28 protein-coding genes are annotated in these 16,471 nt (G+C 59.1%); 12 read left to right on the forward strand and 16 right to left on the reverse strand.

Annotated elements, in window-relative coordinates; genetic code table 11:
* Positions 1–20 precede the first annotated feature (20 nt).
* The 16 genes from ACUTAG_RS06030 to ACUTAG_RS06105 form a co-directional block, all read right to left on the reverse strand.
* On the reverse strand, positions 21–1,454 hold the full coding sequence (locus tag ACUTAG_RS06030; RefSeq protein ID WP_446650040.1) for a terminase TerL endonuclease subunit: 1,434 nt from the start codon (positions 1,452–1,454) through the stop codon (positions 21–23).
* Between the two features lie 59 nt (positions 1,455–1,513).
* Positions 1,514–1,924, reverse strand: a complete 411-nt coding sequence (locus ACUTAG_RS06035; RefSeq protein ID WP_435816104.1) for a hypothetical protein — start codon at positions 1,922–1,924, stop codon at positions 1,514–1,516.
* A gap of 216 nt (positions 1,925–2,140) precedes the next feature.
* Positions 2,141–2,326, reverse strand: coding sequence for a hypothetical protein (locus tag ACUTAG_RS06040; protein ID WP_446650041.1), 186 nt, complete (start codon positions 2,324–2,326; stop codon positions 2,141–2,143).
* A 288-nt stretch (positions 2,327–2,614) separates the two neighbouring features.
* Complete coding sequence (locus ACUTAG_RS06045; protein WP_446650042.1) at positions 2,615–2,938, reverse strand: hypothetical protein; 324 nt, start codon at positions 2,936–2,938, stop codon at positions 2,615–2,617.
* Between the two features lie 102 nt (positions 2,939–3,040).
* Positions 3,041–3,253 carry a hypothetical protein gene (locus ACUTAG_RS06050; protein WP_446650043.1) on the reverse strand — a complete coding sequence of 71 codons (213 nt, stop codon included), beginning with the start codon at positions 3,251–3,253 and terminating at the stop codon, positions 3,041–3,043.
* A 111-nt stretch (positions 3,254–3,364) separates the two neighbouring features.
* Positions 3,365–3,892: a hypothetical protein gene (locus ACUTAG_RS06055; RefSeq protein WP_446650044.1), complete on the reverse strand. Its 528-nt coding sequence runs from the start codon at positions 3,890–3,892 to the stop codon at positions 3,365–3,367.
* Complete coding sequence (locus ACUTAG_RS06060) at positions 3,892–4,230, reverse strand: hypothetical protein (protein ID WP_446650045.1); 339 nt, start codon at positions 4,228–4,230, stop codon at positions 3,892–3,894. The genes ACUTAG_RS06055 and ACUTAG_RS06060 overlap by 1 nt, the downstream gene beginning before the upstream one ends.
* A gap of 19 nt (positions 4,231–4,249) precedes the next feature.
* Positions 4,250–4,582 carry a DUF1064 domain-containing protein gene (locus ACUTAG_RS06065; protein WP_446650046.1) on the reverse strand — a complete coding sequence of 111 codons (333 nt, stop codon included), beginning with the start codon at positions 4,580–4,582 and terminating at the stop codon, positions 4,250–4,252.
* Positions 4,579–4,764: a DUF7696 family protein gene (locus tag ACUTAG_RS06070; RefSeq protein WP_446650047.1), complete on the reverse strand. Its 186-nt coding sequence runs from the start codon at positions 4,762–4,764 to the stop codon at positions 4,579–4,581. Before ACUTAG_RS06070 ends, ACUTAG_RS06065 begins: the two co-directional genes overlap by 4 nt.
* Before the next feature lie 225 nt (positions 4,765–4,989).
* Positions 4,990–5,808, reverse strand: a complete 819-nt coding sequence (locus ACUTAG_RS06075; RefSeq protein ID WP_054506703.1) for a hypothetical protein — start codon at positions 5,806–5,808, stop codon at positions 4,990–4,992.
* A complete protein-coding gene (locus tag ACUTAG_RS06080; RefSeq protein ID WP_446650048.1) occupies positions 5,805–7,283 on the reverse strand; it encodes a DEAD/DEAH box helicase in 1,479 nt (492 codons plus the stop codon). Before ACUTAG_RS06080 ends, ACUTAG_RS06075 begins: the two co-directional genes overlap by 4 nt.
* Positions 7,280–8,101, reverse strand: coding sequence for a ParB/RepB/Spo0J family partition protein (locus ACUTAG_RS06085; protein ID WP_446650049.1), 822 nt, complete (start codon positions 8,099–8,101; stop codon positions 7,280–7,282). Before ACUTAG_RS06085 ends, ACUTAG_RS06080 begins: the two co-directional genes overlap by 4 nt.
* Positions 8,098–8,538 carry a Ref family recombination enhancement nuclease gene (locus ACUTAG_RS06090; RefSeq protein ID WP_446650050.1) on the reverse strand — a complete coding sequence of 147 codons (441 nt, stop codon included), beginning with the start codon at positions 8,536–8,538 and terminating at the stop codon, positions 8,098–8,100. The genes ACUTAG_RS06085 and ACUTAG_RS06090 overlap by 4 nt, the downstream gene beginning before the upstream one ends.
* On the reverse strand, positions 8,535–8,945 hold the full coding sequence (locus tag ACUTAG_RS06095) for a recombination protein NinB (protein WP_327764704.1): 411 nt from the start codon (positions 8,943–8,945) through the stop codon (positions 8,535–8,537). The genes ACUTAG_RS06090 and ACUTAG_RS06095 overlap by 4 nt, the downstream gene beginning before the upstream one ends.
* Positions 8,945–9,460 carry a hypothetical protein gene (locus ACUTAG_RS06100; protein ID WP_327764706.1) on the reverse strand — a complete coding sequence of 172 codons (516 nt, stop codon included), beginning with the start codon at positions 9,458–9,460 and terminating at the stop codon, positions 8,945–8,947. Before ACUTAG_RS06100 ends, ACUTAG_RS06095 begins: the two co-directional genes overlap by 1 nt.
* Before the next feature lie 264 nt (positions 9,461–9,724).
* Positions 9,725–9,970: a YdaS family helix-turn-helix protein gene (locus ACUTAG_RS06105; RefSeq protein WP_446650051.1), complete on the reverse strand. Its 246-nt coding sequence runs from the start codon at positions 9,968–9,970 to the stop codon at positions 9,725–9,727.
* Positions 9,971–10,066: 96 nt separating this feature from the next.
* Between ACUTAG_RS06105 and ACUTAG_RS06110 the strand changes: the two genes are divergently transcribed.
* The 12 genes from ACUTAG_RS06110 to ACUTAG_RS06165 all read left to right on the forward strand — a co-directional run bounded on the left by ACUTAG_RS06110 (position 10,067) and on the right by ACUTAG_RS06165 (position 16,427).
* A complete protein-coding gene (locus ACUTAG_RS06110; protein WP_446650052.1) occupies positions 10,067–11,107 on the forward strand; it encodes a S24 family peptidase in 1,041 nt (346 codons plus the stop codon).
* 34 nt (positions 11,108–11,141) lie between these two features.
* Entirely contained in the window at positions 11,142–11,546 is a 405-nt protein-coding gene (locus tag ACUTAG_RS06115) for a hypothetical protein (protein ID WP_446650053.1), read from the forward strand.
* Between the two features lie 222 nt (positions 11,547–11,768).
* Positions 11,769–12,218: a Panacea domain-containing protein gene (locus tag ACUTAG_RS06120; RefSeq protein WP_446650054.1), complete on the forward strand. Its 450-nt coding sequence runs from the start codon at positions 11,769–11,771 to the stop codon at positions 12,216–12,218.
* Between the two features lie 3 nt (positions 12,219–12,221).
* Complete coding sequence (locus ACUTAG_RS06125) at positions 12,222–12,566, forward strand: hypothetical protein (protein WP_446650055.1); 345 nt, start codon at positions 12,222–12,224, stop codon at positions 12,564–12,566.
* Positions 12,567–12,673: 107 nt separating this feature from the next.
* Complete coding sequence (locus ACUTAG_RS06130) at positions 12,674–13,072, forward strand: hypothetical protein (RefSeq protein WP_446650056.1); 399 nt, start codon at positions 12,674–12,676, stop codon at positions 13,070–13,072.
* 490 nt (positions 13,073–13,562) lie between these two features.
* Positions 13,563–13,904, forward strand: coding sequence for a hypothetical protein (locus tag ACUTAG_RS06135; RefSeq protein ID WP_446650057.1), 342 nt, complete (start codon positions 13,563–13,565; stop codon positions 13,902–13,904).
* Between the two features lie 47 nt (positions 13,905–13,951).
* Complete coding sequence (locus ACUTAG_RS06140) at positions 13,952–14,218, forward strand: hypothetical protein (RefSeq protein ID WP_048940014.1); 267 nt, start codon at positions 13,952–13,954, stop codon at positions 14,216–14,218.
* A 47-nt stretch (positions 14,219–14,265) separates the two neighbouring features.
* Positions 14,266–14,472: a hypothetical protein gene (locus ACUTAG_RS06145; protein WP_446650058.1), complete on the forward strand. Its 207-nt coding sequence runs from the start codon at positions 14,266–14,268 to the stop codon at positions 14,470–14,472.
* Positions 14,473–14,554: 82 nt separating this feature from the next.
* Entirely contained in the window at positions 14,555–14,845 is a 291-nt protein-coding gene (locus ACUTAG_RS06150; protein ID WP_446650059.1) for a hypothetical protein, read from the forward strand.
* A 607-nt stretch (positions 14,846–15,452) separates the two neighbouring features.
* Positions 15,453–15,764 (forward strand): hypothetical protein, encoded by a 312-nt coding sequence (locus ACUTAG_RS06155; RefSeq protein ID WP_446650060.1) that lies wholly within the window; start codon positions 15,453–15,455, stop codon positions 15,762–15,764.
* Positions 15,748–16,080, forward strand: a complete 333-nt coding sequence (locus tag ACUTAG_RS06160) for a hypothetical protein (RefSeq protein WP_446650061.1) — start codon at positions 15,748–15,750, stop codon at positions 16,078–16,080. The genes ACUTAG_RS06155 and ACUTAG_RS06160 overlap by 17 nt, the downstream gene beginning before the upstream one ends.
* The gene (locus tag ACUTAG_RS06165) at positions 16,077–16,427 is read left to right on the forward strand and encodes a hypothetical protein (RefSeq protein WP_446650062.1); all 351 of its coding nucleotides are present in this window, start codon (positions 16,077–16,079) and stop codon (positions 16,425–16,427) included. The genes ACUTAG_RS06160 and ACUTAG_RS06165 overlap by 4 nt, the downstream gene beginning before the upstream one ends.
* Positions 16,428–16,471: the final 44 nt, after the last annotated feature.

A 16,471-nucleotide genomic window follows, 5' to 3' on the forward strand; every position in this document is an offset into this window, starting at 1 on the left:
TGATGCAGCCTTGGCACATGTCAGCCTGCCGTTGCCAAAATAAGTCGTCGGGTTGGAGCCTGCTCTTGGGGCATCGCCGCCACCGCCATTGCCAGCGAAACCATGCCGTCAATCCGGCCCGAAGATCTCGCCTTCGTAAATTTCCGATTCCCTGCCGGATCCTGGACGACGGCAGCGTTCATCGCGCACATGGTCAGCACCGGGTGCTCGCCGTGCTTCAGCTTGGCACCCAGCAGCCGGGCTTCCAGCTCGCGTAGCGCCGGACTCATTGACATGAACCCCTGGCCAAACTCGACGAACTTCGCCAGTTCGTCTTCCGTAAACCCCACCCGGACCAGCCAGGGCTTAAGGAACCGCATCATGGCCCGGTCAAAAGCCAGGGCCACGACATTGCAGGTGTCGAACACCTTGCGCAATTCGTGAGCGATGAACTCGTATTCAATCGCCCGACCTGGCGTGGTCAGCAGCAGCCCTTGATCGGCCCACACGTCGTATGGAACCCGGTCATTGCGAGACTTCTCCGCCAAACCTTCTTCCGGCAACCAGAAGCGCGGATGGACGTCACCCTCTTCCGACACCAGCACCAGGGCCGTCAAGTCCGACACGCTGGACAAATCCAGCCCGCCGTACACCGTCTTCCCCTCCAGCCGCTCCGGCTGCGCGCCGTTCTCTTCCCAGATCGCTCTGGATACAAACGGGTTATGCGCCTCCACCCGCTGATTCAGGATCAGGTTCCGGTACGAGTTCTCCCGGCTGGGCATGCGCTGGGCGTCTGCCGCCTGGCGCCGTACCTCGTCCTGATTCATGAAGTCGTCAAAGTGCGGGTTCGCCGCTCTGATCGCTTCGTCCGAAAACGGCTCCAGGTCCATCGGCGCCGTATGCAGCACCACCTTCTGCCGCGGGTCCGCGCCCGTGAGGGCATCGTCAATCAGCAAACTAAGCAAGTCCGCGTCGGTCGGCGCCTGCGTGCTGATCACGATCGACAATGGCGAATCCTGCGCCGCGCTAGCCGTCTCCAGCGCCTCATACAGCTCGAACCGCGGCCCGCGCACCTGGCCCAGCTCGTCGTGAATGGTGAAGGCCGGGCTCAGCCCGTAGGCGGTGCTGGCTTCGGCCGACAGCGCCCGATACAGCGTCCCCATCTCCGTGCAGAACAACTGCTTGGCCGTGTCCCGGATCAGCACGTATTCCGACAGATCCGGCGACATGCGCACCACCTTGGCGGCCAGGGCAAACAGGATAGCGGCCTGTTCCCGGGACTGCGCCGCACTGTAAAGCTGGCTGTTCGGCTTTGCCTCAGGCCCGCACAAGTGCAGGAGAAGGAGAAACGCCGATAGCGCCGTCTTGGCGTTCTTCCGAGCCATGCTCAGGATGAACAGCCGCGTCGGCGTGTCGTATATCTGCTTGATCCAGCCACGCTGGTGCTTCGTCAGCTTTACCGGCTTGCCTACCAATTTCCCTTCGGGGATTCGGCAGTACTGCTCGATCCAAGCGATGTTGCGGTCGCCCCGCGTTAGGCGTCGACGAGTTCCCAAGGCTTCTTGGATCGGGCTTGGCGCCCATTAGCACGGCCAACCGTCTTCGGGTCCGTCGTGGCCTGGCGGGTGATGCGCAGGCGGGTGGCCAGCGAAGACGCCGCCCGCCCTTCCCGCTCCTGCATCGCCAGCAGCCGGTCATAGCGCTTCAGGCCATCATCGTCAGCCAGCCAAGCGCGATCAAAGTTCATGATCTCGTCAGCCAGCAATCGAGCCTGGACAATGTGTCGACAGTACTGCTCTAGCAGGGGGCCATGGGTGGGTGAGAAGGCGGATGCGGGCTGGTCATTGACCACTTCCATCCAGACGCATCGCTCTGCGTCTGTAATGTGCGCCGGCGCCACCAGGCGAGCTTCGCCGGAAACGGGCGCAACTTGGGCCATGGTCATCAGATCAGCCTGAGACCTTCTCCCACGTTGCGCCATTTCGCCTCCTAGTACGTCCCGCTTTTTTCTGGACGTTTATGAAAAAAGAGTTGAGCGGCCGGTCTTGGTCGGGATGGTCATTTTTTGATCACCCCTCCCCCCCGGCCATTTGTAACATTTCCGCCTCGTCAATGAGATTTTTTCTCATTCCCGAGGTGCCCCATCAGAACGGTGCGCGCATCACGCATGAGCCGCATAGCCCTCGAGGATCGCCGCACACTCTTCCCCGTAGGTCGGCTCCTTCCCTTCCAGTCGCTCGTGAAGGTGAGCCAGTGCAGCCTTGCTGATGTCTTCGAACCGTTCGGGGTTCTTGGTGTAGTCGTCCATCCATTGGTTGAACGCCTTGGCCATCACCTGCTTGTCCATGTCATGTCCCTGTTGGGTAGCCATCGACGCCGATCTGTACCTTCCGGCGCCCAGACTTCTCGAGCATTTGCTTGTCTGAATCATGATGTGCTTTACAAAGTGACTGGAAGGGGCCGTTCCAGAACTTCCCCGGATCTCCCTTGTGCGGCTCGACGTGATCGCACACGTTTGCCTCTGTCACCCTTCCCTCTGCCTGGCACATCACACAGAGCGGGTTCGCTCTTAGGTGGCGCTCCCTTAGCTTCTGCCAGCGCCAGGTCTTGTACCAAGCGCTCCAGGGTTGGCTGCTCATAGCGGCTGGGAATCGTCCCGCTCACCGCCTACTGCCTGGCCATCTAGCGTGAGTTCGCGTTGCTCGACCTCTTCGCCTTCATCTGCGAGCGATTCAACCAGCGCGGTCAACAGGGATTCAATCCGATCCAGCTGTTCATCGCGGCCTAGCACGCTAAGCGTGGCGCCATCAGACAGCACAACCAATTTCCCAGGCAGGCCAGCTTCAGCCCAATGTTGCTTGATGGCTTCTGCCTGGTCAGCATGCACGGTACACGGGTAGGAAAGTACAACGATCTCCTGCCCTTCGATCTTTAATGCCTGCTCTTTGGGATCCATCATGCTGATGGTCCCAACCCATGCTTACACTTGGGGTAGAACGGGGAATCTTCCGGGTTGTGTCCACCGAACATGGCAGCTCCGTATCTCTACAGTCTTGGCCGGTCACTGAGGTTGGCTGCTCACGCCGAGAATCTGGCGAATTTTTTTGACATCGCCGTTGGCAATTGCCGCCTTCAGTTGCTCACCTTCAGGAATGTCATCGTAGACATTTCCATTGGACAGGTTGATAAGTCGGCCGTCCGAAGTGAGTTGATATCCAAGAATCTTGGAAAGCACCGATACGGCACGCAACAGATTCTGCCCTGTCATTTCCATTTCAACGCCACAATGCAAAAAGCCCCGACGGGTGCCGAGGCTTCGTTTCCTAAGGACGAGCGCCGTCCCCTTGGATTGAGCATAGTGAGCCGGTACAGGGCATGCAACCCCTCACGCAACCACCTTGATCATGTCTCGCCGGCGCAACATGGGCAACAACCGAGCCTTGGCTTCCTGGTATCGCTGATGCTGCTGCTCCGGCGTGAAGCGCGGGTTGCTGAAGACGCAAGCTCCAGCCGCCCGATTGCCGGCGTGGATGCCGACAGCGGCGCGCAGCTCAACCGGCAGCGAACCCAGGCATACGTCTACCTGTTCCGCCACGTACCGGTTCAGCTTCGCGTCGGTCTCGTCGTCGTCTCCGTACCCGTCCAGGTCAGACACGCCTTGGAATCCAGGCGCTACCCGACTGTATCCCAAATGCTCGCGGTGCGCCCTGGCCCAGTGATACCAGGTCATGAGCAGTTCTTCCAGTTGTTCGCTTTCGTCTTTCGTCATGTGATCCTCGCTGAATAGCTGCTCTAGTCCTTGTCTTGCCAGTTCCTGGCGGGTTTGCCGCGGCGGCCGGTGCTTCATTCCCTCCAACCGCTCGCATACAAGCGCCGGGTCGCCCATCGCCCACTTCGGCAGAAGGACGCCCATCACGCAAATTCCGGGCTGTACAACACCCGACTACTCATGTTGACCGGCGCCGGCATGCGCAAAGCCTGCAGCCTGGCCTGGGCATATCGCATCTGGCTGTCTAGCGCGTAAGGCTGTCCAGTACCCCAGGCTAGCCGGCCCGGCACGACCACATCGACCTTGAGCGCTACCCAGGCCCTGATGATGACCATTGGGTCGTCCGAATGCAGACGGGGCTCAATCTCGCGGATCTTCCGAGCTATCGAGCAGGCTGTGCGCTCGCCTTTGGCCAGCCGGACGCCCTCACCGCGGAGCTTTTCCACCGCGGCGTTGCGCATCTGCTTGTTTGCGTCTTCCATGCTTCTTGGGAGTGCCATATCAGACCTCTTTCACAGTGATGCCATGCCGGGAGAGCATGAGCTTGCGTTTGATTATGTATTCCGGTGTCTTCATGCCCTTCGCGTCTTCGACAACACAGGTATCGCCTTCGAAGTACATGAAATCGGCGATGTAGACGACAGGCCGCTCCGCTTTCCCATCGGCGCGACGTTGGCTGTCGACCAGGGTGAACTTAGGCTGCAACGACAAGTCTCGGATGTGCCCGGCGCGCTCTAGCAGGCGAAGCTGGGAATAGCGGGTAGCCTCCCGCTTGCTGTCGAAGGCGATTCCGTCCAGCATCGTCTTCTTGTTGCGATACTTGGCCGCTTTCATGCCGCCGCCTTTGCGAGTTGATATTGCCGCTTCACTTCCATTTCCAACTCCTTTTGCGCAGCTTCTCCGCGCCGTTTTCCAACCATTTCCAAGTACGGCCTACGCTTTTCGAATGGCCATGCCAGTATTTGCCTCGCCTCGCACGCCCGTCTGTGTTCTTCTGTGTTGCTGTATCCCTTCATCCCTAAACCCCCTTACCTATCCACCTGAACCCGAGCTGGACAGACCCCGCCTATCCTGGTGGGGCCTTCACATGAACCGTCGCCGTTCCATGACCCGTCAGCCTTTTCGATCACAGGGTGCTAACTTCGCCGCCCTTGCTCCTGTTTCAGATCTATCCCACAGTAGGAGCCTCTTCCTGCGCCGCTGTCGTTAAGCTATGTCCGACCAACGCAGTGCTTTACCGCTTACGCACGTCGTCGTAGCAGCCCTCCAAGTTCCATAGACAGGGCAAACGATCCGCGGCGCTGGTGCGCGTCGTTGAAGTCCTCGCCAACCACGTCGCTCATCCAATACGGCCAGCCAATCTCACGCGCCACACGCTCACCCGTGCCGCTGGCGTCGTTATCGGCCAACACGATGCCTCCGGGCAGACCCTGCGCGATACGCTTCATATTCCCGGCGCTGAAGGTGACGTGAAGCACGTATGCGGCCTTTAGGTTGCGCAGCACGACTTGAGCTGATAGCGCTGTTGCGTAGCCTTCACACAGGATGTGCCTGCCAGATTGGCCGATAACGAATTCCGCTCCGCCCGATCGTTGGCCATACAGGAACTTCTTGTCGCCGTCTTCGCTAATAAGCTGGCAGCCCACAAGATGACGGCCATGACGCATCGGAACCACTGCCAGTCCATCCTTCCAGACGTTCACCAGCAGTTCCGGAAAGCCTTTGGCGGCGAAATATGGATGCGTGGCTATCTCGCAGTCAGCCAAGATATCGGCAGCCTTCTGCGCTGCTTTCCTGGCTTGCTCTTCGGCCTCTTTCATCGCATCACGATTTACCTGGCGGGTGCGCTGGCGGATCTCGTCGCTGGTCGTCCCGCGCCACACTGCCGGCTCTTCCATGGTGGCCCAGTTCTGCACGAAGCCGACGTCTCCCAGCCACTTCACAGCGCCATTTCGGCTACGCGGCTTGTCCTCAGTGCGGACGCGCACCCAACGCCCCTCAGGTGGCAAGCCATCCAGCATCACGCCGTGGGCACGGGCGAATTGAACGAAGTCCATCATGCTGCCTTCCTTGCCTTCGCCCATGCGATCTGGCGGGACTTCACCCATCGGGCAACCTCAGCCGAAACGGGGACCTCGACGCTTTCCAGACCACGCGGCCAGACGGTGAACTTTTCTTTGTATTTGTGCGCAACCCATCCATCGCTATAGCCACGCTCGTGCGCTACCGAAAGGAGTTCGCTATACCAGCGCTGCTTGAGTTCCCTATCCGCAGTATTCGAGCCGGGGTTGAGTTCCTGTAGCTCTCCGGGCGTAGCGATCACTTCGCTCAGGCGCGGGCGAACAAAGCCACATGCGGCGCAGTCGTCACGTCGACCGAGCCAGACGGTGCCGCAACGAGGGCATACAGCGCGCTCTCTTTCCTGCTGGGTCGGCTCTTTGCGGGGCTTTTCCTTGCCTTCGTCCATCTTGTCGATGCCGTTGGCGTACACGTCTTCCCAGGCTTCCTGGAAACCCAGGTAGTTCCCCGAGTGGCACAACCACAGGGCGAACTCCTTGCCGGGCGAACTGCGCATGACGCGCCCCAACTGCTGGATATGCGATGCGAGGGATTTCGAGAAGGGCCGTGCGCTCACGCCGATCATCACGTCTGGCACGTCAAAGCCCTTCGTGAGAATGTCAGTCGCGATCAAGCCATGAATGCTGGTATCCGGCTTGGAGAATTCGCGAATGGCCTCGGCCTTGAAGTCGTCATCGTCGCGATACGACAGGCTGATAAAGTTGTATCCAGCCTCTCCGAATTGGCGAGCCAGATCCGCAGCGTGCGCGACGCCTGCGGCGAAAACGATGGTCTTTCTCGGGCCGCCGAACACCTCGTGCGTCTTCTTGACCCACTCGGCAACGATATCGCCAGTAATCTTGATTCCGCGGGTTTCGGCTTCCTTTGACGACCATTCCCCAGCCACCTTCTTGGCGCCGTTCATGTCGATTTCTTTTCCGACATACACACGCAACGGCGCCAACTTTCCCTGCTCTACCAATTGCTTGGTCGTAATCGCCGACACCACATTGGTGTAGATGCTGCCGAGGCCCTTGGTGAAGGGAGTCGCTGAAAGCCCCACTACCTTGATACCGGGGTTGTTCTTGATGAACTCGATCGTTTGCGCGCGGGTCTGATGGGCCTCATCGATGATGAGCAGCTTCATGTCCGGCAGAGAGCCGCGCTTTTCCAGGGTCTGTGCGCTGCAAACCTGGATACGTTCATACGGACGATGCCGCCAGTGTCCCGACTGCAACACGCCGTGGTCGATGTTGTACTTGTCCAGTCGCTCGCTGGTCTGGTTGCAGAGCACGATCCGGTCCAGAACCATTGCCGAACGGTTGTACTTGTCGCTAGCCGCTTTCATCAGGCTGATGCCCATTTCGGTCTTGCCGCCGCCAGTCGGGCAATACAGCATTTGCGCCCGGTGGCCTTCGGCAAAGCCGGTGCGCAGCTTGTCCAGGATGGCAATCTGATAGTCGCGAAGCTCGATCATGCTGCCTTCTCCGCTTGCTTGCGCCAGTACGCGATCTGCTTTTGCATCTCGGAAACCTTCTGCATGTAGGTATCTCGCGATGCCTTCAAAGCGTCGTTCTCGGCTTCCAATGTGCGCACTCGTTCACGCAGTTCGCTGATCGTGGTGGCCGCTTCCGCCTTCCCTTCTTCGCTTGCATCCATTTGCTCGACGGCGAGCCGGTCGCGCAGGGACTCGTTTTCAGCGGCCAGATCGGTGATGGTGTGCTGAGCTTCGACCAGTTCGTCATTAGCGGACGGCCCGTGTTCTGTTTCCGGCGTGAGGGTGCGCTTCGGCTTTTTGCCAGTCACCTTCTCGACCGCTTTGGGCAAGCTAACCTCGCCGTGGGCCACTTGCTTGGCAAGCTCAGGGTCGGCCTTAGCCACCTTGTCGGCCATCTTCTGCGTGTTTCGGCTTGCACCAGATTGCGCAGCGCGCTGGGCTACCGTCGTTAATTGGCCATCGTTGGCCGATTTCGGCTTGCCGACTGCTTGCGCCTTCGCCCAGTCCTGGGCGCTTGCCACGATGGCAGCCTGTTGCCCCGGCGTCATGTGCCTGCGATGCAGGTTCGCCGAAAGTACGAACGACACAAGGTTGCCACCGTCATAGTCTTCAAACACCGGCTCTGCACCAGCCTCGAGGCACGCGCGATAGCGGTTGCCGCCGTCCAGAATCATGCCTTCGTGCAAGACGATGGGCTGACGCAGACCATTGGCCTTTATGTCATCGCGCAACGCATCAAATTCAGCACCGGACAGGCGCGGGAACAGCGTGCAAAGAGGATGCAATTCGTAGTTCATGCGATCTCCAGCATCCCAGCAGCGGCCAATGCGCCGTCAGGGACTTCAAGGTTTTGAAGTTGCAGTTGCTCTATGCACCACACCAGCAGGTCCATCTGCTTGCCATAGCGCGTCTCAAACATCGCCTTATGCGGGTGAACCGCGATGGCCAGGCCGTCGTCCTGGTGGTGACTTCCGCACAGTGGCAGTACCTTCCAGTGGGCGTCCGGCTTGGTGCGGCCGTCTATGTGGTGGATCGACACATAGTCGTTAAAGCGGCCATCCATGCGGCAGGCAACGCAGCCGATGCGGCTGGCCAACTGGTCATGGAAGGCCTTTTGAGCAGCCGAAACGGGCGAGCCCTTCATGCCCTTGGACTTGATCGGCTGGCTGCGGCGGGAGATCGCACCGCGGGCGCGAAGCGGCGTGGTGCGCTTGAGGGTGGAATTCCAGGTCATGCTTCCCTCCCGATTGACGTCGGCGACCACTGGACACCCTTCTCATCGCCCACCGAGTGCGCGAAATCGATTAGTTCGCTCATCTTGCGGACGCCCATCTTGCTTGTGCGACGGCCCAGCATGACGAAGCCGCCCCGGATGCCTTCAGCAATGCGGTGTTCTTGATCGAGGCTGGCGGTCAGAATGTCTTTCCAGTCTTCCGGCGACAGCTTCTCCAGCTTGCCGTTGATGGACCAGTCAACCTGTTTGGACAGATCCGTCAGGATCGACCACAGCAGGTCGTTTTGATCGAGGGTCCGGGTGCGCTCCTTGATCTCCACCCGATAGCCGTCAGGAGCGTGCGCGCAGGCGTAGGCCGCATTGCGGCGCGCCAGCGGGTGGGAGAGGATGAACACCTGGCGTTCCATTACTTGCTCGCAGCGCGCAAGACGTTGCGCTCAAGGCGGTGGCACATGGTGCGCAGGTCGCGGACGAATTCGACGATTCGGTCGGCTTCAGACTGGTCGATTTTGCCGTCTGCGACCGTCTCAGCCGTCACGCCCAACACGCTGCCGGTGATCGCGCCGATCTGCATGACCTTGGACTGGATCGCGGTTAGTTCGCAGGCCCAGCCACCCACAGGCGCCGGCGGAACCGAGTCGACCGCCAAACCTTGCTCTGCAGCGAAAGCCAAGAACCAGTCATGGGCGTACTCGGCGCCGCCCTCTTTCTCTTCCATCCACTCGGACAGCAGGCCAGCCATTTCAACGCTGATTGCATCGCCTTCCGAGCGCTTGAGCTTGGCGCGCAGGCTTTCCGGGTGGATCGACTTGCCGCGGCGCTCTGTCAGGAAGCGGGCCGCGTCAGCAACACCGCCCGGCGTTTTGCGCACGCTGTTGTAGAGAACGTCGAGCCAGTCAGTGTTGGAGTAGCGGGCGGTCATGCATCACCTTGAAATCTGATTAATTTCAGCCTTTCGGCGTTTGTGCGGCGCATCTAAGATTCACCGCATGGAACAACTAACTAAGAACGATCCGGCTACCACTGAAACGGAACGGCTTGCCAGAACTGCCGCCGACATCGCCAAGAGGATCTTTGTGGATCCATCTGAGGCCGCTGTCCTTGAGTTCTTCCGAGAGCTATGTGCAGAGAGAGAACGCATGGCTTGGGCGGCGGAAGGAAGGCAGAGCGCGACGATGCATTAGCCTCAGTTCGCCCCCTTCTTCCGGACAGGCTTGCGAAGCACATCCCAACGAAAGTTCGGGAACAGTTCTTCGCAAACAACACGCTTGCCCGTCGCCTCTTCGATCACGGGGCAGTGTTCAGAAGGCAAAGGGCGCGAGCCGTTAACCCACTGGCTAACCGACTGCGGGCTAACGCCGAGGATTGCTGCCAATGCCTTCTGGCTGCCAACTATCGAGATGGCCCTTTCCAGGCCGAGGTTTCGGTCCATATGTGGTCCTAAAGCATCACTTGCCTTAATACTAAACCAATGCTTTATATAAAGCAATCATTGCTTGCATGCAAGTCGCACGAGCACAATCAAGCAATGCTTTCTCCCGACGCCATACAAGAACTGCTTTCGTCCCCTCCTACCGATCTCGCCTCGAAAGTGGCGGCGACAGTGGGACGCGGGCGTGTTTCCGCTCGAGAAGTCGCAGATGCCTGCGGCGTCACGGTTCAAGCAATCAATGGGTGGAAGACCAATGGGCGCGTGGCGAAACAGCACATAAAGACGCTGGCGCGCCTTACGGGGCTTCCAGTGTCCTGGTGGCTTCCTGGGGATGATGGGCAAGAAGACGAAGCGCCAAGCGGGCGCCCATGGCCTTTCAGTTCAATAAGCGAGGCGGACGTCCGGCGGCTTTCGTCATCGCAGTTGAACGCATTGGATGGAGCCATTGCGCTAGCTGTCGCACAACTGCGGTTTGGTCTGAATGTATCGAAGGTGCCGGCGCATCAACCGGCCGCCCAATACGGTGGCTTGGTCGACATCGATGCAGCACGGGACGAATTCCCAATGGCGCTGGGCGACATGTCAGCAGCTCCCTGGGATGGCGGAAAAACAACGCGACAGTCCGAGCAAGAGTCGTTGACGCGCCTCAGTCGCGCCGAGAACCTCGTGACGAACGTGAGCCCGGGCGAACCCCATCCGGCCAACGACAAGTTCGAGAAGGTTGCTGAACTCGCCGACGTACGCCTGGCCGCAGGTGACGGGATAGAGAACCATGGGGAAGAGCAAACCGGAGTCGTTCAGTTCCGGCGCTCTTTCCTGCGATCTGTTGGCGCCGACGGCGGCCGCGGTCGTGTCGTGTACGCCAGGGGAGACAGCATGGAGCCGGACATTAGGGACGGTTGGGCGCTGCTGGTTGTACCGGTGGAGAACCTCCTCCCCCAAGACATCGTGCTCGGGAACGTATACGCCATCAATTACGACGGGAAGATGCTGGTTAAGACCGTCACGAGGGACGAGCTGACGGGGCGCTGGGTGGCCAGATCGAAGAACCGTCGATATCAAGACATTCCGCTCCAAGGCGACGCCAACGTGCGAATCCTTGGCCCCGTGGTCTGGGCCGGCGGCATTCTGCGCTAGCCACCGAGCGATTTTGTGTGCGCCTGACTTCCAAATGGGACCGAACGATATGATCCGAACAGTTCTTTTTGTGCTCGTTGCTGGACTGACCGGCTGCGCCGCGGTACAGAATATCTCAGCCTCGGACATAAGGAATCCAGAGCATTTAAGGGCGGAAAGGGAGCTCCCCCTCACAATTGCTCAGATCAGCCAAGCACTCTATGAGCACCGCTCGAAATGCAGCGACGCCGGCCAGGTTGTCCAGAACCCGGGCAATGCCAACGAAGGACTCATCACGATAGAAGTTCCAGGGCTTTCTAAGGGCAGCGTTGCGCTCTTGGTCGATCTGCGCCAAAGCGGCAACTCGACCAATGCAAAAGCCTATACGTACTACTCAACCTGGAAGGGCCAGGTAGACAACCTCTTCAAGGCTATTGAGGCCCCTGGGAAGTGCGACTAAACCGGCCTAGCAGAATAGGCTAGCGCCAGGCTGCGGGATGATGAGGCGGGGCAGTGGGTGAGGTCGTGATTCGACCCGGAAATCGCTGGTGGCTCGGCCCGGAAAATTGAACGAATTCCGTCCGTTCTGGCCTAACGATCAAATCCCGTTGCCCATCGCTGGGATAAACGGTACATTGCAGGCGACTGCTAATAGCTTTGTAACAACACTTTGGAGGCGCACATGGGCGTGACTGCTATGCAAGCAGCGAAGCGTGCCTGCGAAGCGTCCGGGTGGACGCTTACGAACCTTCAGCTTCAGAAAATTCTGTATTTGGCGCATATGATCTATGCGGGCCGCCACCGTAAACCGATGATCGATGACGAGAACTTTCAGGCGTGGAACTATGGGCCAGTGCTCCCGTCCGTCTATCATCCAGCATCAGCATTTGGCGACAAGCCAATAAAGAACATCTTTCGTTCCGTCGAGCCGCTATCCGATCGAGTGGCCGCGGAATTGATCGACGAGGCTGTTGCGCGGTACGCGGACCTGCCGCCGTTCAAGCTTGTGCAACTTACGCACGACAGTAATAGCGCGTGGAGCAAACACTTCTCGGCTGGTCGGCGAGGCGTTGAGATACCGTTCACGTCCGTCGCGGATGAGTATGCCCAGAGATTCTCACGGGGAAGCTAACCAGTGCCGAGCGGGGAATTTGAGCAACTTTCGAGAATCGTTGCTGATCCTGGCGACGAAACCCCGGCCAAAGAAGTGGCCGTTGCAACGGCGGACCTCGAGCGCGAGCTTCAGTACGAGAAAGAAGCTCGCCGTGAAGAGCGCTTCATCTTTCTTTTGTGCATAGTAGCCCTAATCGATGCGCTGGCCTTTATGCAGATGGAAAATTGGACCGGACCCGTTGTCATTGGATTGCTGCAACTTATCGCGATCACAGTTTACGCTAGGCGCTCCGGCGTCGATGAGGTTGTCCAATTGCTCGATCGATTAGCCGCTGCATTCAAACGAGATAAAGTGCCCGGAGATTGACCCCAAAAGTCTCCACAAAGCCACCTCCGGGTGGCTTTATCGCGTTTACACCACATCCGCGGCGACGGACCAGCCTGAGTGCGTACTGGCGCGTTAGACTTCCAGTCATGCTAGCGATCATCTTCTTCTGGCTGCTCTTCGCCGTCGTCGTCGGGATGATGGCCGCTGGCCGCGGGCGCAGTGGCTTCGGCTGGTTCATCCTCGCCTGCCTGATTAGCCCGCTGGTCGCGGGCGTGTTCGTCCTCCTGGTGACGAACAAGGCCGCGGAGCGCGGGCGCCCTCACCCGTCTACCCACGTCAAGTGCCCGGACTGCAAGGAGCTGATCCTTAAGGATGCCAGGGTCTGCCGCTTCTGCGGCTGCAAGCTATCTCCCCCTCCGGCTGCCACGCCACAATCGCCTGAGCCTAGCTTCGTACAAGAGCTGCGCGACATGGGGGCCACCAAAGTCATCTACTGGGCTGGCCTGGCAGCCGTCGCCGCCGTACTGCTGGCCTGGAAGATGTAGCACTTCCCCGGCATTCTGCAGATATCCCAGCCGCCCTCGAGGCGGCTTTTTCACGCCCCAACATAAATCATTGCTTGCTTTTAAGATAAAGCAATGGTTTAATTAACTCACGCCGCAACCGCGGCTACGAAACAAGCCCTCGGCCTCGTACCCAAGCGAGAGGACGTTACCGCCACAAAGTCGGGTGGGCATTGGGAGCAATACCAGCAGTACCCGCTCTTTAACAACCTGCAAGCCATGGAATACGCCTAAAGCCGCAAGGCCGCTAAGCGCAGGTGGCAATCTCCCACGCCTGAATGCATAGACCGGGGGCTATCACCGACACGCCTGATCTCAAGTGGGGATCACAAAGGGTGTGCACGGGATTGAAGAGGCGCCTACAGACCGCGAGCCAGCATTGCTGGGAGTTGCGTGGATGTGGGCGCCCCGGAATTTCATCCGTCAGCCCGTTCTATGAGCGATGGCTGATGAATGAACAAAGGAGAAGGCCATGAATGGAAACCTTCGTCATCAAGTCGAATACGCGCTGAAAGCAAACGCTGACAACGCAAAAGCCTTGCAGGCCATGCTGGAGCTATTCGAGAAGCTTGAGCCTGAAGGGTGGACGCCTGAAATCTACGCCGAGTGCGTGAAGGAATTGCAGCGGGTGCAGATGTGCGTCATTCACCGCAGCTTGGCATGGGATCTGATCCGCCTGATCGACGCCACGGACCCGGTTTATCTGCAAGAGGACGATTCCGACGACCCGGAAATCACTGGAACTCTGCTCGGCAGGTTCCGAGATTCGCTCAGTCAGGCCTTGAAGGGAATTCCTCCAAGCAGCAAGGTTTAGCCAGCCCGTTCCTAGAGCGAGCTTACGAATGAACAAAGGAGATCGGAATGTCTGATTTGGATGCTGGCTACGACTTCACCGGCCTAACGCAAGCGCAGGAATGGCTGATCTGTTTGCAGGGTTGGCATGTTGGCAAGAAGTATCCCGATGGCTCACCGTGGCCTCAGCCCAGCAAGCGCACGGTGAAGAAGTTGATTGACCGAGGCTTGGTCGTTGAGCGGAAGGTAGACATGCCCGTGCGCGGCGGCTTTGTGATGGTCACCGAGTACGAAGTGCCGCTGGCCGTCCACCTTGCGTACTGCATGAGCCAGTAGTTTCCTGCGCCGTGACAGGACGCAGACACGTGAACAGGAGAAAGGCCATGAGCAAGTGGGTTTCGGTTGCAGTTCTATCCCGCATCGACATCCTGGTCGAGCTGGGAGACGAAGAAGACCTAGTGTTGGCGCAAGAAATCGCGCTCGATGAAGTCGATTCAAGAGGCGTGCACGACATCCATGAATGTCGGGAAGTGACCGGCGAAGAATTGGAAAGCGCCCGGCGCCATGCCGACGAGATCGTGCCGCTGTAATAGCCCCTGCCCACCCCTATAGCGCTGGCAGGTTAAAGAAACTGGAACACCTCCCCACCCCGGGGAGAACGGGAGAAACAGCATGGCCACATCGCAACGAATCGCCCCACCGTCGCTCAATCGCGGCGTGTTCGGTTGGGACTCGTGCCGCCTGGCCGACGCCTACAGCACTCAGGAACTGGCCGAGGCCATCGCCTGGATCAGCCAAGCGCCGTGCTGCGCCAACCCTGAAACCGGATCGATCTGGCTGTTGAACAAGAAGGCCCGCCGTATCAGCGAACGGCTGGCTTGGGCCGTTCGCCACCAGATGGAAGAGAAGCGCCGCGCCGAGAAATACCCGCTCGGCTACATGCAAGGCCGCGGCGCCGCTTAGTAGTTCCCTCCCCGCCCTCCAAGCCCAGCATCAATACCGTTTCCGTATGCATACGGACGTGAGGATGCTGGAGCCGTGAAGGTAGGAGTGCAGTACCTGCCCCGGGCCAGGCAATGCCCGGGATCCCCTCCAGACGGCACTGCGGCTACGGATTAGCCCCGTAGCACTCATCTTTATTGTCTTTTCATGCAATAGCCGTTGATAGATAGCCTACGAAACATCCTGCTTTATGGAAGCGTGGTGTCGTCTGGAGGGGGTTTCGTATGCGCGGCAGCGCTCCTGGGAAAGTAAGGGATATGCCTTTCCACCCCCACCCAGCAGCGGCAATACACGATACGCCAGCATGAGCCGAGTGGTTCAGTCCGCAGGCAAGCAACAGTGCGATCTCTTTCGTGTGACACCCCGGAGAGACGGGGGCCTTCAAGTGAGGCGGCTGAGCGCCGATGAAGCAAGCCGAGTGCCCCGCCGTTACTTGGGGCCACCCGAAGGACTCGGGACTGCTCGGGCAGCCGCCTCCCTTGAGGGTGCTTCCTTGCCGATAAAGGCTCAAGTCCCACTTGGGACAGCGGCTGGCGGCACCCTCTTCATATACCTGATTGGAGATTACATGACCTCCCCTATCAATCTGCCGGCTATCCCCTATGAGCTTCTGGAGTCGCTCTCAGATGGCGAAGTGCCTCTTGTGCGCGCCTACGCCGAACAAGCGGTACGTGATGCCCTGGCGGCACTGAAGATTGATGAGCGGGCGGAATTTGAGGCGGCGGTTCAAGAGGAATACGGGACATCTGCGTCGTCCATGCTGTTGCGCGATGCAGACGGCGACTACCTGACCTTGAACACCGAATGGGTGTTTTGGTTGAAACGAGCGGCCCTAACCGCCGCCCCTCCCAAGGAGAACAACCATGGGGACACGCCCTAAGTTCACCTTCGATCCGCCCCAGGAAATCTACGACATGCGGTATGCAGAGGTCGTCAAAGAAATCGAGGCGGACCTGTTCAAGTGGCGGCAGGAAATCATTGAAGCTTTCGAGAACGAGTTCCCCGATGAGGACGCGCAAATGCTGTCCTTCATTGCGGGCAACGCGGATCAGCCGGAGAAGATTCTTGAACTGGCAGCCTCGGGAATCCTGGGGCCTGAATGCCGCGATCAGATGACCTTGGCTATCGCGCATCTTGCCGACTACCACACCAAACAATACGTACGCGGCTATTGGCCGGATTGGAGCAAGGAATGACGACGATCGACATGCAAAGCCCGGCCACTCAGAGGTTGATCCAGGAAGTCTTTGAATCGATGCCGGGCGGGGCGGACGGATTTCTCAAGAGCTTCGGATATCTGCAATTCGCCGAGGAGATTCTGAAACGATTCAGTCCTGCCCCGCAAGATGTGATCGACGCGAAGCGCTATCGCGCCGTGCGCAACTGCGTGCCGTCTGTGTCTTTAGGTTGGCCGCTGGATGGGACGGTCTTTGGAATGGTGTTTCGTCATGCCCCTGGGGCAATCCCATACCAAGTAGCAGCTCACGGAGCGGAATTGGACTTGGCGGTTGACGCCGCTCTCCTCAGAGGAGAGCAGCAATGAAACGCCTCCTACGCTGGCTTATCCAAATAGACGCCCATGAGCGC

Source organism: Achromobacter sp. CSND-B12 (genome assembly GCF_052906545.1).

Excerpts from the sequence above, each read along its gene's own strand:
- ACUTAG_RS06035 (WP_435816104.1), bottom strand. The coding sequence starts at position 1,924 with ATGACCATGGCCCAAGTTGCGCCCGTTTCCGGCGAAGCTCGCCTGGTG.
- ACUTAG_RS06040 (WP_446650041.1), bottom strand. The coding sequence starts at position 2,326 with ATGGACAAGCAGGTGATGGCCAAGGCGTTCAACCAATGGATGGACGAC.
- ACUTAG_RS06045 (WP_446650042.1), bottom strand. The coding sequence starts at position 2,938 with ATGATGGATCCCAAAGAGCAGGCATTAAAGATCGAAGGGCAGGAGATC.
- ACUTAG_RS06050 (WP_446650043.1), bottom strand. The coding sequence starts at position 3,253 with ATGGAAATGACAGGGCAGAATCTGTTGCGTGCCGTATCGGTGCTTTCC.
- ACUTAG_RS06055 (WP_446650044.1), bottom strand. The coding sequence starts at position 3,892 with ATGGGCGTCCTTCTGCCGAAGTGGGCGATGGGCGACCCGGCGCTTGTA.
- ACUTAG_RS06060 (WP_446650045.1), bottom strand. The coding sequence starts at position 4,230 with ATGGAAGACGCAAACAAGCAGATGCGCAACGCCGCGGTGGAAAAGCTC.
- ACUTAG_RS06065 (WP_446650046.1), bottom strand. The coding sequence starts at position 4,582 with ATGAAAGCGGCCAAGTATCGCAACAAGAAGACGATGCTGGACGGAATC.
- ACUTAG_RS06070 (WP_446650047.1), bottom strand. The coding sequence starts at position 4,764 with ATGAAGGGATACAGCAACACAGAAGAACACAGACGGGCGTGCGAGGCG.
- ACUTAG_RS06075 (WP_054506703.1), bottom strand. The coding sequence starts at position 5,808 with ATGATGGACTTCGTTCAATTCGCCCGTGCCCACGGCGTGATGCTGGAT.
- ACUTAG_RS06080 (WP_446650048.1), bottom strand. The coding sequence starts at position 7,283 with ATGATCGAGCTTCGCGACTATCAGATTGCCATCCTGGACAAGCTGCGC.
- ACUTAG_RS06085 (WP_446650049.1), bottom strand. The coding sequence starts at position 8,101 with ATGAACTACGAATTGCATCCTCTTTGCACGCTGTTCCCGCGCCTGTCC.
- ACUTAG_RS06090 (WP_446650050.1), bottom strand. The coding sequence starts at position 8,538 with ATGACCTGGAATTCCACCCTCAAGCGCACCACGCCGCTTCGCGCCCGC.
- ACUTAG_RS06095 (WP_327764704.1), bottom strand. The coding sequence starts at position 8,945 with ATGGAACGCCAGGTGTTCATCCTCTCCCACCCGCTGGCGCGCCGCAAT.
- ACUTAG_RS06100 (WP_327764706.1), bottom strand. The coding sequence starts at position 9,460 with ATGACCGCCCGCTACTCCAACACTGACTGGCTCGACGTTCTCTACAAC.
- ACUTAG_RS06105 (WP_446650051.1), bottom strand. The coding sequence starts at position 9,970 with ATGGACCGAAACCTCGGCCTGGAAAGGGCCATCTCGATAGTTGGCAGC.
- ACUTAG_RS06110 (WP_446650052.1), top strand. The coding sequence starts at position 10,067 with ATGCTTTCTCCCGACGCCATACAAGAACTGCTTTCGTCCCCTCCTACC.
- ACUTAG_RS06115 (WP_446650053.1), top strand. The coding sequence starts at position 11,142 with ATGGGACCGAACGATATGATCCGAACAGTTCTTTTTGTGCTCGTTGCT.
- ACUTAG_RS06120 (WP_446650054.1), top strand. The coding sequence starts at position 11,769 with ATGGGCGTGACTGCTATGCAAGCAGCGAAGCGTGCCTGCGAAGCGTCC.
- ACUTAG_RS06130 (WP_446650056.1), top strand. The coding sequence starts at position 12,674 with ATGCTAGCGATCATCTTCTTCTGGCTGCTCTTCGCCGTCGTCGTCGGG.
- ACUTAG_RS06135 (WP_446650057.1), top strand. The coding sequence starts at position 13,563 with ATGAATGGAAACCTTCGTCATCAAGTCGAATACGCGCTGAAAGCAAAC.
- ACUTAG_RS06140 (WP_048940014.1), top strand. The coding sequence starts at position 13,952 with ATGTCTGATTTGGATGCTGGCTACGACTTCACCGGCCTAACGCAAGCG.
- ACUTAG_RS06145 (WP_446650058.1), top strand. The coding sequence starts at position 14,266 with ATGAGCAAGTGGGTTTCGGTTGCAGTTCTATCCCGCATCGACATCCTG.
- ACUTAG_RS06150 (WP_446650059.1), top strand. The coding sequence starts at position 14,555 with ATGGCCACATCGCAACGAATCGCCCCACCGTCGCTCAATCGCGGCGTG.
- ACUTAG_RS06155 (WP_446650060.1), top strand. The coding sequence starts at position 15,453 with ATGACCTCCCCTATCAATCTGCCGGCTATCCCCTATGAGCTTCTGGAG.
- ACUTAG_RS06160 (WP_446650061.1), top strand. The coding sequence starts at position 15,748 with ATGGGGACACGCCCTAAGTTCACCTTCGATCCGCCCCAGGAAATCTAC.
- ACUTAG_RS06165 (WP_446650062.1), top strand. The coding sequence starts at position 16,077 with ATGACGACGATCGACATGCAAAGCCCGGCCACTCAGAGGTTGATCCAG.